Genomic DNA, 14,424 nt, shown 5'->3' on the forward strand with positions numbered 1-14,424 from the left:
CGAAACGGCCGGTGGCGACACCGGCCGTTTTCTATTTATGGAAAGCGTGGTTTTTGCGGCCGCGTAAAGACCCGCGATGGCTGGATAACATGCAATAATTCCCGGCTTGCAGTCCGTCGCAACAAGATAAGGTGTACTACTTCATGACCGTTTCCCGTCCCGTCCGCGCCGGACTCACCGCGCTGGCCGCGAGCCTGATGCTGGCGAGTTGCGCGAGCGCGCCCGCAACACAGCCGCGCGGCCCGATCGAACTCAATCTCGTCGCCATCAACGATTTCCATGGCAACCTGGAACCCAGCAAGTACACCTGGGCGCCGGCGGGCAGCGATAAGAAAGAGACCATCCAGGCCGGCGGCATCGATGTGCTGAAAGGCGCGCTGGACGCCTTCCGCAAGGAGGACAAGGACCTGCTGTTCGTCGCCGCCGGCGACCTGGTCGGCGCCAGCCCGGCGATGTCCTCGATGTTCGCGGACGAGCCCAGCATCGAGGCGATGAACAGGATGGGGCTGGTCGCCAGCTCGCTCGGCAACCACGAGTTCGACCAGGGCAGCAAGGAACTGCTGCGCCAGCAGCACGGCGGCTGCGATTCGCCGCGCCCCGGCAAGGCCTGCCAATTGTCGAAAGACTTCCGCGGCGCCGGCTTCACCTATCTCGCCACCAACGTGGTCGACGCGCAGACCGGCAAGAACCTGGTGCCGGGCTGGCGCATCGTCGACGTCAAGGGCGTGAAGGTCGGCCTGGTCGGCGCGGTGCTGAAGGACACGCCGTCGGTGGCGGTGGCCTCCGCCATCAAGGGCCTGTCCTTCCTCGACGAAGCGGAATCGATCAACAAGGCGCTGCCGGAGATGCGCGCGCAGGGTGCGCAGGTGTTCGTAGTCCTGATCCACGAAGGCGGCCATACCGGCGAAGCCTACGACAAGACGTATTGCGACGGCCTGCAGGGCCCGATCGTCGGCATCGTCAAGAAGCTCGATCCGGCCATCCGCCTGGTCATCACCGGCCACTCGCACAAGGGCTACCTGTGCAAGGTTGACGGCCGCGTGGTCACCCAGGCCGACGCCGCCGGCCACCTGCTGTCGCGCATCAGGATGACGGTCGACCCGGCCAGCGGCCGTGTCGACGACATCCAGGTCCGCAACGTGGTGATGACCCCGAGCGCTTTCACGCCCGATGCGCAGATGGCGGCCTACCTGCGCGAGGTGCGCGCGCGCAGCACCGCCGAGCTGGCCAGACCGATCGCGCGCATCGCCGCTTCGAGCGTCCCGCGCAAGGAGAGCGAGTCCGGCGAATCGCCGCTGGGCGACGTGATCGCCGACGCCGCGGTCGCCGCCATGCGCGAGCACGGCGTGCAGCTCGGCTTCATGAACCCGGGCGGCATCCGCAAGGACCTGGAGGCGGGCGAGGGCGGGGTGGTCAGCTTCGGCCAGGCCCAGGCCGTGCTCCCCTTCGGCAATACCCTGGTGGTGCTGGACATCAGCGGCGCACAATTAAGGACACTGCTCGAACAGCAGTGGGACCGCCCCGGCAACGAGCGCTACACGCTGCAGGTGTCGAGCGCCCTGTCCTATGCCTGGGACAGCACCCGCCCGGTGGGGCAGCGCCTGGTGCCGGGCAGCCTGAAGGTGGACGGCAAGCCGGTCGGGGACTCCCAGACCTATCGCATCGTGGCGAACAACTTCCTGGCCGACGGCGGCGACAATTTCCCGGTGCTGGCCAAGGGGGTGAATCGCCAGGACACCGGCATGCGCGACCTCGACGCCCTGATCGCCTACCTTAAACAGAACCCCGGAATCGGCGCGTCCTCGCTGACCGCGCCTCAGGCCCGAATCAACAAAGTGCGCTGACGTCAAACTTCGAAACGCAACAAGGAACCACCATGAACAAACTCGCTTGTGTCCTCGCGCTGGCAGGCGCCTTCGCCTCGACGAATGCGCTCGCCTGGGGCAACGACGGCCACCGCGCCGTCGGCGCCATCGCCGACAAACTGATCAAGGGCAGCAAGGCCGAACAGCAGGTCAAGGCTATCCTGCTGCCGGGTGAAACCCTGGAGTCGGTCGCCAACTGGCCGGACTGCGTGAAGGGCAGCTATTGCGGTCCGCAGAGCCCGGACATGGTCGAGTACGTGAACGCCAATCCGAAGCACAGCGAATACCACTACACCGATGTGCCGTTCCAGCTCGAGCACTACCATGACGGCGCGGTCGGCACCGCCGACGACGACATCGTGCAGACCCTGAAGCAGGCGATCGCCGTCCTGCAGGGCAGGGACACCCCGGCCACCAACCCGCACAAGTTCACCCCGCGCCAAGCCCTGATCCTGATCACCCACATGACCGGCGACATCCACCAGCCGCTGCACGTGGGCGCCGCTTTCGTCAACAAGGACGGCAAGTTCGTGGTGCCGAAGACCAAGGCCGAGATCGACGAGACCGCGGTCTTCGATTCGCGCGGCGGCAACAACTTCCTGATGGATGACGCCAAGCTCAGCAGCCTGGTCGCCGGCGTGTCGGACGTGATCCCGCCGGAAGAGGCGAAGCCGATCAAGGAAGGCGTGCCGAAGGCGCTGACCAAGCCCTTCCATTCCTACTGGGACAGCACCACGGTCAACTACGCCTTCCGCCGCATCCGCACCAAGACTCCGGACCAGTTCGCGCAGGCAGCGATCGACGGCAAGCCCGCGATTGCCCCGGCCAGCGGCGACCCGGCCACTTGGCCCTACCAGTGGGCGGACGACGCGCTAGCCGTGTCGAAGCAGGCCTTCGAGGGCGTCACCGTCGGCAAGATCACCCCGCAGACCAGCAAGAAGGGCGAGGCCTACTACACCTGGAGCCTGGAAGTGCCGCAGAACTATCCGGTGCCGAGCTCCGCGATCGCCAAGACCCAGCTGATCAAGGGTGGTTACCACCTGGCGCAGCTGCTACAGGCGATCTGGCAGTAAGCCGGTTTTCGGCTGTATTGAAACCGTCGCGCGCACCTGGCATGCGGCGGTTTTTTTACCTTGTTCGTCAGACCGTGCCCGATGTCGGTGTCGATGAAATGAGCGTTGCGCCACATGAGGTTTTATGTCCATGGAAGGCGACCAGTATGCCGCCCTCCAGCATCATGGGGTCGCCTTCCGCGATGACGCAGGATGCATGCCCGTTGATCGGGCACATGCAGGCATCTCCCTGCCGGGCAACTGCGATGCCGTTCACGGATGAGGTACCGGAAGCGGCAATTACTTTGCCGCCATGGCTGGTACCGTCACCTAAGTAGTCAGGAAAAATTTACTGTGAATTCTGTCCCGAAACCTTTCATCAAGGATCGGATTTCGTCGAGGAGTGCCGCGCCGTTCACGGCGACGAAACGACGCCAGAAGTACTTGGCGTGCTTCCAGACGATCTCAATACGGTTGAGTTTCGGGCTATAGGGCGGCAAGTAGTAAAGGTGCAGACCCTGACGTGCCCAGCGTCGCCGCTTTTTCTCCATCGCCTCGCCCTTGTGAATGGCCGCGTTATCGAGCAACACAATGCGTGGCACCGAATGCGACTGGTCGGCGATCTGATCGAAAAAGGCGATGACGTCTTCGCGCCTGGTCGGTCGCTGTTGCGTAGTCCAAATCAGCTGGCCATCATGGCGCAAGGCGCCAAGCACGTTGACCCGTTGCCGATGCGCCAGCGGCTCTACGGACCGGGTTTCACCAATTCGGCTCCAGCCGTATTGCAATGAGGGATTCGGGCTGAAACCTGAGTCGTCGAAGTACAGCAATTCGCACCGTTGCTCATGGTCGAGCCGGCCCAGAGCCTCGATGATCTTGCCGGCGCGCTCGAACGCCTCCTGGTTGCGTTTTTTTTAAACTGTAGCGGTAACGCTTATAGCTGAATTTCATTTCCTTGAGATAGCGTGCAGCAGTGCCGTCGCTGATCGATACGTGATCATGGCGCTGCTTCAAGTGGCGCAGCAGCGCGGCAATGGTGCCGCCCTCCGAGTGCGCCAACTCGCCTAACGCTTGCTGTTGCTGTGGCGCCCACTTCCGCGGTCGCCCCGTATGGCGCCCCTCGTACAGCCCTGTCAACCCAAGCTTGTTCCAACGCTGGCGCCATTGCTCCACGCTATTCAAATGCACAGAGAACTCGTCAGCCGTCTCTTGCAGCGTCAGTCCCTGACTCAACCGCAAGATGCCCTGGGCACGCATCCGAACCCGTGGATGAGGATGGAAAATCCCCATATCCCGCAGCGTCCGACGCTCAGTATCGGACAACATCAAGCGTTTCATGGCAGCGACTCCTGCAGCAATCCTCGTCTGAGTTTACTCAAAATTTGGGAGGACTACTTAGTCGAATCACACCTTTCATTGTCTCTCTCCCGGCATCATTGCCATTACAAGGAGCTTGCTGATTTATCGATCTGCTATCCAACGCCAGACAGTGATGCCGTATGCGGACCCGAGGTCAGCCATCGTTTCGTTTTCTTTATAACTTCTTTGTGCTGCGCTTGGTTCCATTGGTTGCCAGATACCTGCTCTTGGACAGGCTTGGACCGCTTTCGCTTGTAGTTCTTTATTTGTGTCGACGTCGATCATACGACCAGATGGGATGACCGGGTGCCAAGTAGTGGCTACGGCAACCGTTTCAGGATCGGTGACTATTGCACCATCGCTTTCGCGCTTGAGTTCTTCCACCGTTTTGGTAACCCGAAATGCGGGCTGCATTCGCAATCCCTTGATTGCAAAGGTCAAGCTGTGCTTCTCTAAGCCGGTAGCGGGATACCAGACTCCGGTCCATGGTACTTCATCTCCGGTTTGACAGCTGATTGACTTATCGATTACGTATTCTTGCAGCGGTTCAGGCAGTTTAGGGAATAACGGTTCTTTATACCAATGAAGATTTGATTCGTAGGTTTTAACAATAGAGTCTTCTGGGAACCCGTCATCGTCGTTGCTTCGTTCGGGGCAATCTGGGTTCGGGTGAAAGAAGTATTCTGCGCCAACAACTCCGTTATGAAGCGAGTGCTTGATCAGTCTCGCATAGGTCATCAATCGGCTAATTCTTACTTCCTCGAACTCCCGATACTCAGCTTCAGTCATCCAACTGTGCAGTGGTTGTTCCATCATGCCGCGGATATCGCCTCTGACGTAACCGGCAGTCTTCCATATTGCTTTATAGTCGCCGAGCCTTGCGAGCTCGGCACTACGCCTGAAGTCGCGTGCTAGCGCTTTGAAAGTATCGAAAATCTGGTTGTTCCTTCCGAAATTGGCAGTCTGTCGTGCAATGGCGAGGGTACCGAACCATGCCATCGTGCCCTCACACTCGTGTGCGGCGGCTTCGAACAATTCGAGCGAGGTAAAGAGGTTCCAGACGGTCGCTTCTAAGTTCAGATTTCGCATGTTTTCTTTCTCCATTTAAGATGTACGGCTTATAACGCAGAGGGAGCGGTCAGCAGGATCCGCTGGGCTTCCTGCAGCGTGAAATCTGTTGCACCCCACCCGGTCTCGACTGGACCCTTGATATTGGGCTCGGTAATGCGTACACGCAATTTCACAGGAGCCGTTTCCCCTGTCATGTCGGTATATTCGACTCGGCGATCTGCATTGCCGTCACGGTCCTTCAGTGTCTGCCCAGTTTTACGGTCCACCCGCGGCATCGCTTGAACCATTTCATCTCGGCTGCCTGGAAAGAAGACGATCTGCTCGCCGCCCCCTTCTAGGTAATAGTCCGTACCTTCCTTAAGCTCTTGGCTAGCGGCGGGACCGCGCCATACCGGCAGGTTTTCACCCGCCTTAACCTCGTATTCCACGACCCAGCCATTCTGATTCCACTCGGGCTTGACGGCGAACCTACTACGCCACTCATCGCGGTTTTTAATCGCTTTATATTCCGCTTCCGTCATCCAAAAAATGCCCGCACCCTCGTTGGAAGGGTCGACAACACGGTAGAGCTTAGCAGGGCCTTTGATTTCGCCTGCCCTCATTCCCCCTTTATGTTTAGAAAAGGTGTCAACGATCCATTTTTGAAGGGCTGGGTGCTTGGGATGTTCTTTCATCAAAGATTTAACTGCATGATCATCCATGTTCAAGGGTGGATGCGTCATCGGTCCTGATTGTTTTTTCACCCACTTCGGCGGGCTCCCATTGATCAGCTTCGCCGACCCCACCTCCGAAATCGGCGCAATCCACCCCCGATTCGTCTGATAGGTCTGAACATGCCATGCTTGGTCATCCAAGCGCTTGGCCATCACTTTCAGCACAGTCCGCACCGGCTGAACAAATTCCTGAATTGCGCTGCTCATCGCATGCCGCTTGGCATCGATCAAATTGATGAAATCATCGATACGTTCGCGGGTCGTACTGGGCACGATAGCCCGTATCTTGTGCAGCAAGGCTTTCAGATCATCACATTTCTGCTTCAACAGGTGGCTCAGCATTGCCGGGCTGAGCTTGTCCGCCACCTCACGGATATTCTTCCCTACAAACTTGTACATGTCGGCAATTTGCCGTCCGTCGCCCATTTCACGACCCGGTTATGCTGCAAGTACTCAGTAATTTTGGGTAGCGCGGCATCGCATGCCCGATGTGACGCCACCAGCAACTTTTCGACGTTGACGATATCGTCGGAATGCTGAATGATCGGCCTGAGATATACCCATACGAGGCGCAGTGCGCTTTTGACGACGATGCCTACTTCTGGAACAAATCCGACGATCGTAGTCACGATGAAAAACAAGGTGACTTTGTTGGTTGGTTCCTTGTTGTATTGCCGGATATTCGCGCACAGGTCGCGCAAGTCGCACACAGTGTCGACAACAGGAATCAATGAGACTACCATGTCGAAGCCGATCTGCCCGGCCGAGCGCTCGGCATTGAAGTCGCCCTGCAGTGCCCCCCAAACCCATTCGCCAATGCCGACGTCGCCCGGCTTTTCCGCACCATGGACTTCGTTCAGCGCACCCAGCGTATTGTCCGTTGCCGCCATCATTTCCCTCCCTGGTCGTTGTCCATCAACGGATCGAGCCCGGATAGCAGGTCGCCGATTTCCGGACGCGTTGCATCTCGTGCCGATGGCGCGTTGTGATAGACGACCTTGGTAACGGTGTCGGGGAGGTTGCGCTCCTCGGCCATGCCGTTGCCGTCGAGTGTTCCGTTCTTCTGTTGGCCATTCGCGAAATGCAGCGTGTAAGGAACTCCAGCCATTGGCGCTCCCTGGGCGCCATCGAGGTCGAGTTTTAGCCAATTGGTATGGGCATCGGTCGGGAAAAATGGCAGTTCCGCTTCTTGCTGTGCAGGGCCATCCCATTTGTGCATTCCAGCCTTGACGGTGAAATCGCCGGCGCATCCATGTTCGATTTTTCCATCGGCGATCTTGATATAGGCCCCACCGCACAGGAGAGTAAGGCTTTTTTTTGCAGCGATCACGATGCCGCCTTGGCTGGCGGTGATGTTTATATCGCGATCCGCTGCGATGCCGATACTGTCCTGCTGCGCCTGGATATCGAGCTTGCCGTTGCGCGCGATGTGTCTCATTCCATCCTGATGAGCAAACAGCGAAATACCTTTTCCTGCATTGATGTTCACGCCTTGTCCGGCAACCGCCTGTATATGCTGTTGTGCCACGATGTTTTGCTGGCGACCGCTATAGCTGATGGAGGACTTTGGCGTGGCATTGACAAAGCCGCCATGCGAATACTGGGCGATCAGCGGAGCACCTTCTTGCTCGGCATTGTTCAGGTCGCTAGCCAGTTCTTGAAGTGGCGCGAGATCGACCGGCATGGCCTGGTGCTGCTCGGCGAACTCACCGAGTTCCTTGAGTAGTGCCTGCGAGCCTTCGACCAGCGCCTTTAACTGCTCACGTTCGAGCTGTTTGCCTGCCGCCCCAAGCATGGCTTGGGTCGTCAACAGCATCAACCGCGCGGCACGCACCACCACGGATTGATCACTGCGCAATTCGGCCCCTTCACCGCGCGCCTGGCCCTCCCCATCGCGCCGCGGATGGGTCAGGTACCCAAGATTCAGTTGGCTATGCCCGTGCTCGGAGGCCAGTTGCGCGCTGATCTGTCCAGGTGTGTCATCCAGCCGTAGCTGGTTGTAACGCGCACCTTGCACTTCCTTGCTCTTGATGCCTGCGAGGAAGCGGTTGCCGGGTAGTTCACCCGTATGGCTGAAGCTTGGGGGAAGGGCTGTGCCGCCGTACAGACGGCCCACGACAATCGGTTTGTCCGGGTCGCCTGCCAGGAATTCCACCAGCACCTCATCCCCGACTCTTGGCAGGCTGATGTCGCCCCAGCGGTCGCTTGCCCAGTGACTGGCGACCCTGACCCAGGCCGAGTCCCGATCCGTGTCGCTGGCGCCTGCACCGTCCGGATGGTCCTGTTTTCGTGTTCCTGGAAAACGCAGCTTGATCCGTCCCAGTTCATCACAATGAACCTCTTCGCCTGGAGGTCCCACGACAATCGCCGATTGAAGTGGCACGCGTGGCAGATCGATATGCGGATCGAAAGCCGGTACGATCGGGGTGCTGCGGCGGACGCAGGTGAAACGGTTGGTGTACTTCATATCGCGTTCGCCGCTCGTCCTATCCAGTGTGAGATGGAGCGATGCCTGATGCCAGCCATTGGCGGCAAACAGGCGTTGCGCACGTTCGTCGATATCCTTAGGCAGGTTGTTTTCGGCGGCCAGCGACAATCCCGTCAGTATGAACTCGCGTTCATTGTCCGGATGCGTGTCGATCTCGGGGTGTCCGTCGAGCCGGAACCACTGTCCAACGGAGAAATCGCGCACGCCGCTCTCGCCATGGAAACACTTGGCTTCATATTCGTGGCGCTGGATTCGCAAATCTCCCAGCCTGCTGTAATCGCTGTGACTAGCGCACGCCTGTGGCGCATCGATTCGATAGTCGTCCACGCTGAAAGCAAACTGGTTGCCAACCTCCCCTTGCTGCACGACGGTAGGCGATTGTGCCGACATCATCCGGCCTTGCCGGTGATCCCAGCTTTGTCGAGTAAGGACTCCCGCCTTCAGGTTACGGGAGGCGCTCCAATTGAAGATGCCGTCCCGCGCTTCGGTTGCGGCATCGCGATGAAACCTCACGCTGGCGGCAGCATTTCGTGGCAGCGATCGGGGATTGTCGAACAGGACTAGCGTATGGATGGGACTGTCCGGACTGCCTGACTGGCGGGGGTGGCCAGGGCGGAAGCACCAGGCGATACCTTGCCGCTTCCACAAACGGCGCAGAAAGGCTGCATCCGATTCGTTGTGCTGCATCGTGAATTCACGAGCCGGATAGGTGCCGGTGACCCCGGAGGTATCGAAATCGAAGGCCTTGGCCAGAACGGGATTGATGTTGCGCCATTCACGCATCAAGGCTGCGGAAATATCGATTTCATTCACGTTGCGGAAAACGCGGGTATTGAAGCGCTGTTCCATCAATGCCAACGCATCGCGAAAGACCAATTGGTATGTCGCCAGTCCTCCGTCGCTCTGGCCGGCCGACGCTTGCGCGACGATGCCGCAGACCGACCGCAGATCGCCACGGTCCGTGACGAACTGGAGTTCGGCCGGCAGTGCAAGGAATTCTTTCAAGGGCAGCGCCGCTTGCGTGGATACGCATAGCACTTGATATTCAATGCCCCCACACAGCGTTTCCTGGCCGTTGACATGCTTGACCAGCAAAACGTCGTCGAGAACGGAGGCTCTGGGAGAGAGAAGTAAGCGGATGGGGCGATTCGATTGGCTCAGAGCCGGAGAAAGGCCAGCCATGTTCAATGAATTCATGTGAGATGCTTTCTCGAGAAGGCTATCCCGAGAAATATGTCATCAGGGACACTCACATGACTTGAGGCTTGTCAGCGCGAATGAAACGCGGCGTGCGAGTCCAGGTACTTAGCCACGAGCGCCATCGATGGACCGGCGCCGTTAGAATGAGGCCAACATTGTCTTTTGGCCCACCATGCGCACACCTTCCTTCCTGGCCCTCGCGGCCGCCTGCCTCCTGCCCGGACTCGCCACCGCCCAGGCCCAACCCGCCGAACGCAATCTTCCGCTGTGGGAAGCCGGCATCGGTGGCGCCGCCTTCAGCACGCCGGCCTATCCGGGCGCCGACGACCGCTCGAACCGCGGCCTGGTCCTGCCTTACCTGATCTACCGCGGCAAGGTGTTCCGCGCCGACCAGAACGGCATCGGCGCGCGTCTCCTGAATACCGACAAGGTCGAATTCGACATCGGCTTCGCCGCCTCGCTGCCCGCGCATTCGAACGACGTGGAGGCGCGGCGCGGCATGCCGGACCTCGGCACCCTGGTCGAATTCGGTCCGCGCGTGAAATATAAATTCGCCGACCTGGGCGAGCGCGGACGCATGCGCTTCGAGCTGCCGCTGCGCGCCGTGATCGAGGCGAGGGGAGGGCTGCGGCGCCAGGGCTGGACGATGGAGCCGCGCCTGGTGTGGGAAAAACGTGGCGAAGCCGCGCGCTGGACCATGGAAGCCCAGCTCGGCGCCGTGTTCGGCGACGGCCGCATCAATCGCTATTTCTACGAAGTCCAGCCGCAGTACGCGAGCGCGGATCGGCCGGCCTACAAGGCGGATGCCGGTCTGCTGCTGGTGCGTACCGGTTTGTTTGGCACATACCGCCTGAATCCGGACCTCAGGATGTTCGGCTTCGTACGCTATGAAACGTATGCGGGAGCGGCGAACCGGGACAGTCCGCTGATGAAGCGTTCGACGGGGACGTCGGCGGGGATTGGTCTTGCGTGGACTTTCGCGCGCTCGCAGGAGCGGGCGCGCGCGGCCGAATGAAGCTCAGCGGGACTTGACGAAGGGTTTGCCGATGGCCTTCGGCGCCACCGACTTGGCCATTAGGCCGGCCAGCACGACCACCGTGACGACGTAGGGGATCATCTGGATCAGCGAGCCCGGGATGCGGCCCACCACCGGCAGGTCGACGCCTTCGAGCTGGATCTGGATCGCGCCGAACAGGCCGAACATCAGGCAGCCCAGCACGGTGTGCAGCGGACGCCAGTTGCCGAACACCAGGGCGGTCAGGGCCAGGTAGCCGGCGCCGGCCGACATGTCACGCAGGAAGAAGCCGCTCTGGACGATCGCCAGGTAGGCGCCCGAGAACGAGCACAGCACGCCCGCCACCAGCATCGCCAGGTAACGGGTGCGCTGGACCGAGACGCCGGCGGCGTCGGCGGCGTGCGGGTTCTCGCCGCAGGCGCGCAGGCGCAGGCCGAAGCGGCTGTGGTAGACCACCCAGTGCACCACCGGCACCAGCAGGAACGCCAGGTACACCAGCACCGACTGGCCGCCGATCACGTGCCCGTACAGCCAGCCGATCACCGGAATATTGTCGAGGGCCGCGGTGCCGGGCAGGACCACGTCGGTCAGGCGCGCATTGCCCAGGTCCGGGGTGCGGCCGCCCTGCTGGAAGAAGAACTGGGCCAGCACGAAGGTCAGGCCGCTCATCGCGATGTTGATGGCGATGCCGCACACCAGCTGGTTGCCCTTCTGGGTGATGGCGACGAAGGCCTGGATCATGGCCAGTGCGCTTGAGACGGCCACGCCGGCGGCGATGCCGTACCACGGGTTCTGGGTCGTGTAGGCGACGGCGGCGGAAACGAAGGCCGAGGCCAGGATCTTGCCTTCCAGGCCGATGTCGACCACGCCGCTGCGTTCGGCGAACAGGCCGGCCAGCGCTGCGAACATCAGCACCGGCGCATTACGGATCGTCGAGACGACGATGCTGGCGAGATGGAGGTCTTCCATGATTATTTATTACCTTTGCGGAGGTTGATCAGTTTCAGGACCGCCGGCGCATAAAAGTTTTCCATCGCGCCGCAGAACAGGATGATCAGACCCTGGATGAAGATGAAGGTCTCTTGCGGGATGTTCGGCTTCTCCAGCGACAAATCGAAGCCGCCCTGGATCAGGGCGCCGAACAGCACCGACGACAGGAAAATGCCGACCGGGTGCTGGCGGCCCATCAGCGCGATCGCGATGCCCACGAAGCCGGCGCCGGCCGGGAAATTCAGCGACAGGTAATGCGTCGAGCCCATCACCGAGTTGACGGCGGCCAGGCCGGCCAGGGCGCCCGACACCAGCATCGTGACGATGATGGTGCGGCTGATCTTCACGCCGGCGTAGTGGGCCGCATGCGCGTTCAGGCCGGTGGCGCGCAGCTTGTAGCCCCACGAGGAACGCCATACCGCCACGCCGTAGATCACCAGCGCCACGATCGCGATCAGGAAGCTGATGTTGAGCGGGGTGTCGCCCAGCGCCGGGAACCAGGCGTTCAGCAGCGGCATCGCGGCGGCGCTGGAGAACACGCGCGACGCCGGATTCTGCTCGCCTTCCGGGATCATGTACTTCACGATCAGGAAGTTCATCAGGCTGGCGGCGATGAAGTTGAACATGATGGTCGTGACCACCACGTGGCTGCCGCGCTTGGCCTGCAGGTAGCCGGGCAGGAAAGCCCACAGGCCGCCGAACAGGGCCGCGCCCAGCATGCCGACCGGGATCAGGAGCCAGGCCGGCAGGTGCGCATCGAACGCCAGCATTGCCAAGGTCAAGCCAAGCCCGCCGACGTACATCTGGCCTTCGGCGCCGATGTTGAACAGGCCCGCCTGCATGGCGATCGAGACCGCCAGGCCGGTGAAGATGAAGGTCGAGGCGTAGAATAGCGTGTAGGCCAGGCCTTCCGGATTGACGATCGCGCTGTTGATCAGGATCCCCATGGATTCCAGCGGGCTCTCGCCCAGCAGGTGGATCACCAGTGCTGCCACCAGCAGCGCCGACAGCAGGTTCAGGATGGGCAGGACGAAACCCGTGGCCCAGCGTGGAAGTTCAGTTTTCATGTTATGACTTATGCATGCCGCCCATCAGCAGGCCGATGCGGGTGGTGTCGAATTCGTCGATCGGGAGAATGCCGGTGATGCGCCCGCCCGACATCACGAGGATGCGGTCCGCCAGCGCGCGCACCTCTTCCAGTTCCACGGAGGAGAGCAGGATCGCCACGCCCTCGTCGCGCAGGCGCAGCAGCTGGGTGTGGATGCTCTCGATGGTGCCGATGTCGACGCCGCGGGTCGGCTGGCCGACCAGCATCATCTTCGGATTGGCCGAGACTTCGCGCGCGATCACGACCTTCTGCTGGTTGCCGCCCGAGAGCAGGCCGATGCGCAGGTCCGGATTGTTCGGGCGCACGTCGAAGGCCTGCATCAGGCCGGCGCAGCGCTGCGCGATCTTCTTGAAGTCGAACAGGCCCCAACGGTTCTTCACATGGTCCTGGTAGCCGAACACGGTGTTCTGCATGACCGAGAAATCCTTGATCACGCCGTCGCGCAGGCGGTCTTCCGGCACGTGGCCGATGCCCAGTTCGCGGAAGGTAGCGGGCAGGCCGTCGGCGTTCGCGCGGCCGGCGTAGGGCAGGTCCTTGCCGAGGAATTCGACCTTGCCGGACGTCGGCAGGCGCATCCCGGACAGGATCTCGAGCAGCTCGCTCTGGCCGTTGCCGGACACGCCGGCGATCGCCACGACCTCGCCCGCGCGCAGGGTGAAGTCGATGTCCGAAAGGAGCGCCACGCCATTCCTGTCCTTCAGCTGCAGGTTCGAGACCTTCAGCACTTCCACGCCCGGCTGGTAGGGCGCGCGCGGCAGCTCGCTCTGGATCGGGCGGCCGACCATCATGTTGGCCAGCTGCTCCTTCGAGGTGTCGAGCGTCTTCACCGCACCCACCACGCGGCCGGCGCGCATCACGGTCACCTCGTCGGTGATGTCCATGATTTCCTGCAGCTTGTGGGTGATCAGGATGATGGTCTTGCCCTGTTCCTTGAACAGCCGGAGAATTTCGAACAGCGAGGCGGTTTCCTGGGCGGTCAGGACGGCGGTGGGCTCGTCCAGGATCAGGATGTTGGCGCTGCGGTAGATCTGCTTGAGGATCTCGACGCGCTGCTGGGCGCCCACCGACAAGTCCTGGACGGTGGCGAGCGGGTCGACGTCGAGGCGGTAGCGTTCGCAGATCTCGCGCAGTTTCGCTTCGACCGCGCCGCGCTTGGCCGCCAGCTTGAAGCCGCCTTCGTTGCCGAGCATGACGTTGTCGAGCACGGTCATGTTCTCGACCAGCATGAAGTGCTGGTGGACCATCCCGATGCCCAGCGCAATGGCTTCAAAGCTGGTGCGGATGTCGCGCGCCTGGCCGTCGATCAGGACCTGGCCGCTGTCGGCATTGTAATAGCCGTACAGGATGCTCATCAAAGTCGACTTGCCGGCGCCATTTTCACCGATCACGCCGTGGATCGAGCCTTTGGCGATCGAGAAGCTGACGTCGGCATTCGCCTGCACCGCCCCGAAGGCTTTGCTAATGTTGCGAAATTCTACGGCTGGCTGCATAGCGATCTGTGGTCAGAATAAGTAAAGACGGGATGCATTATTCAAAAGCGCGCCGCGCCGGTTTTTGATTCCC

Annotated in this window: 13 protein-coding genes; 3 read left to right on the forward strand and 10 right to left on the reverse strand. The window is 61.0% G+C overall.

Annotation, left to right across the window (positions count from 1 at the left end):
* Positions 1 to 143: 143 nt before the first annotated feature.
* On the forward strand, positions 144 to 1,844 hold the full coding sequence (locus tag ACI48D_RS10190; RefSeq protein WP_435571108.1) for a bifunctional metallophosphatase/5'-nucleotidase: 1,701 nt from the start codon (positions 144 to 146) through the stop codon (positions 1,842 to 1,844).
* A 32-nt stretch (positions 1,845 to 1,876) separates the two neighbouring features.
* Positions 1,877 to 2,938, forward strand: a complete 1,062-nt coding sequence (locus ACI48D_RS10195; protein WP_435571109.1) for a S1/P1 nuclease — start codon at positions 1,877 to 1,879, stop codon at positions 2,936 to 2,938.
* 67 nt (positions 2,939 to 3,005) lie between these two features.
* Here ACI48D_RS10195 and ACI48D_RS10200 read toward each other — a convergent pair whose 3' ends face one another.
* The 7 genes from ACI48D_RS10200 to ACI48D_RS10230 all read right to left on the reverse strand — a co-directional run bounded on the left by ACI48D_RS10200 (position 3,006) and on the right by ACI48D_RS10230 (position 9,745).
* Positions 3,006 to 3,266 carry a PAAR domain-containing protein gene (locus tag ACI48D_RS10200; RefSeq protein WP_435571125.1) on the reverse strand — a complete coding sequence of 87 codons (261 nt, stop codon included), beginning with the start codon at positions 3,264 to 3,266 and terminating at the stop codon, positions 3,006 to 3,008.
* Positions 3,256 to 3,792 carry an IS630 family transposase gene (locus tag ACI48D_RS10205; RefSeq protein WP_435571126.1) on the reverse strand — a complete coding sequence of 179 codons (537 nt, stop codon included), beginning with the start codon at positions 3,790 to 3,792 and terminating at the stop codon, positions 3,256 to 3,258. The genes ACI48D_RS10200 and ACI48D_RS10205 overlap by 11 nt, the downstream gene beginning before the upstream one ends.
* On the reverse strand, positions 3,761 to 4,255 hold the full coding sequence (locus ACI48D_RS10210) for a helix-turn-helix domain-containing protein (protein WP_435571110.1): 495 nt from the start codon (positions 4,253 to 4,255) through the stop codon (positions 3,761 to 3,763). The genes ACI48D_RS10205 and ACI48D_RS10210 overlap by 32 nt, the downstream gene beginning before the upstream one ends.
* Before the next feature lie 123 nt (positions 4,256 to 4,378).
* Entirely contained in the window at positions 4,379 to 5,365 is a 987-nt protein-coding gene (locus ACI48D_RS10215) for a hypothetical protein (protein ID WP_435571111.1), read from the reverse strand.
* A 29-nt stretch (positions 5,366 to 5,394) separates the two neighbouring features.
* Complete coding sequence (locus ACI48D_RS10220; protein ID WP_435571112.1) at positions 5,395 to 6,459, reverse strand: hypothetical protein; 1,065 nt, start codon at positions 6,457 to 6,459, stop codon at positions 5,395 to 5,397.
* Complete coding sequence (locus ACI48D_RS10225) at positions 6,444 to 6,953, reverse strand: hypothetical protein (RefSeq protein ID WP_435571113.1); 510 nt, start codon at positions 6,951 to 6,953, stop codon at positions 6,444 to 6,446. Before ACI48D_RS10225 ends, ACI48D_RS10220 begins: the two co-directional genes overlap by 16 nt.
* Positions 6,950 to 9,745, reverse strand: coding sequence for a type VI secretion system Vgr family protein (locus ACI48D_RS10230; RefSeq protein WP_435571114.1), 2,796 nt, complete (start codon positions 9,743 to 9,745; stop codon positions 6,950 to 6,952). The genes ACI48D_RS10225 and ACI48D_RS10230 overlap by 4 nt, the downstream gene beginning before the upstream one ends.
* Before the next feature lie 175 nt (positions 9,746 to 9,920).
* Between ACI48D_RS10230 and ACI48D_RS10235 the strand changes: the two genes are divergently transcribed.
* Complete coding sequence (locus tag ACI48D_RS10235) at positions 9,921 to 10,763, forward strand: MipA/OmpV family protein (protein ID WP_435571115.1); 843 nt, start codon at positions 9,921 to 9,923, stop codon at positions 10,761 to 10,763.
* A 3-nt stretch (positions 10,764 to 10,766) separates the two neighbouring features.
* Here ACI48D_RS10235 and ACI48D_RS10240 read toward each other — a convergent pair whose 3' ends face one another.
* The 3 genes from ACI48D_RS10240 to ACI48D_RS10250 are packed head-to-tail and all read right to left on the reverse strand — an operon-like array spanning position 10,767 to position 14,351.
* Positions 10,767 to 11,732: an ABC transporter permease gene (locus tag ACI48D_RS10240; protein WP_435571116.1), complete on the reverse strand. Its 966-nt coding sequence runs from the start codon at positions 11,730 to 11,732 to the stop codon at positions 10,767 to 10,769.
* Positions 11,733 to 11,734: 2 nt separating this feature from the next.
* Positions 11,735 to 12,820: an ABC transporter permease gene (locus ACI48D_RS10245; protein WP_435571117.1), complete on the reverse strand. Its 1,086-nt coding sequence runs from the start codon at positions 12,818 to 12,820 to the stop codon at positions 11,735 to 11,737.
* 1 nt (position 12,821) lies between these two features.
* On the reverse strand, positions 12,822 to 14,351 hold the full coding sequence (locus ACI48D_RS10250) for an ABC transporter ATP-binding protein (protein ID WP_435571118.1): 1,530 nt from the start codon (positions 14,349 to 14,351) through the stop codon (positions 12,822 to 12,824).
* Positions 14,352 to 14,424 lie beyond the last annotated feature (73 nt).

The sequence above is a fragment of the Massilia sp. LXY-6 genome (assembly GCF_051233485.1).
GTDB lineage: Bacteria > Pseudomonadota > Gammaproteobacteria > Burkholderiales > Burkholderiaceae_D > Telluria.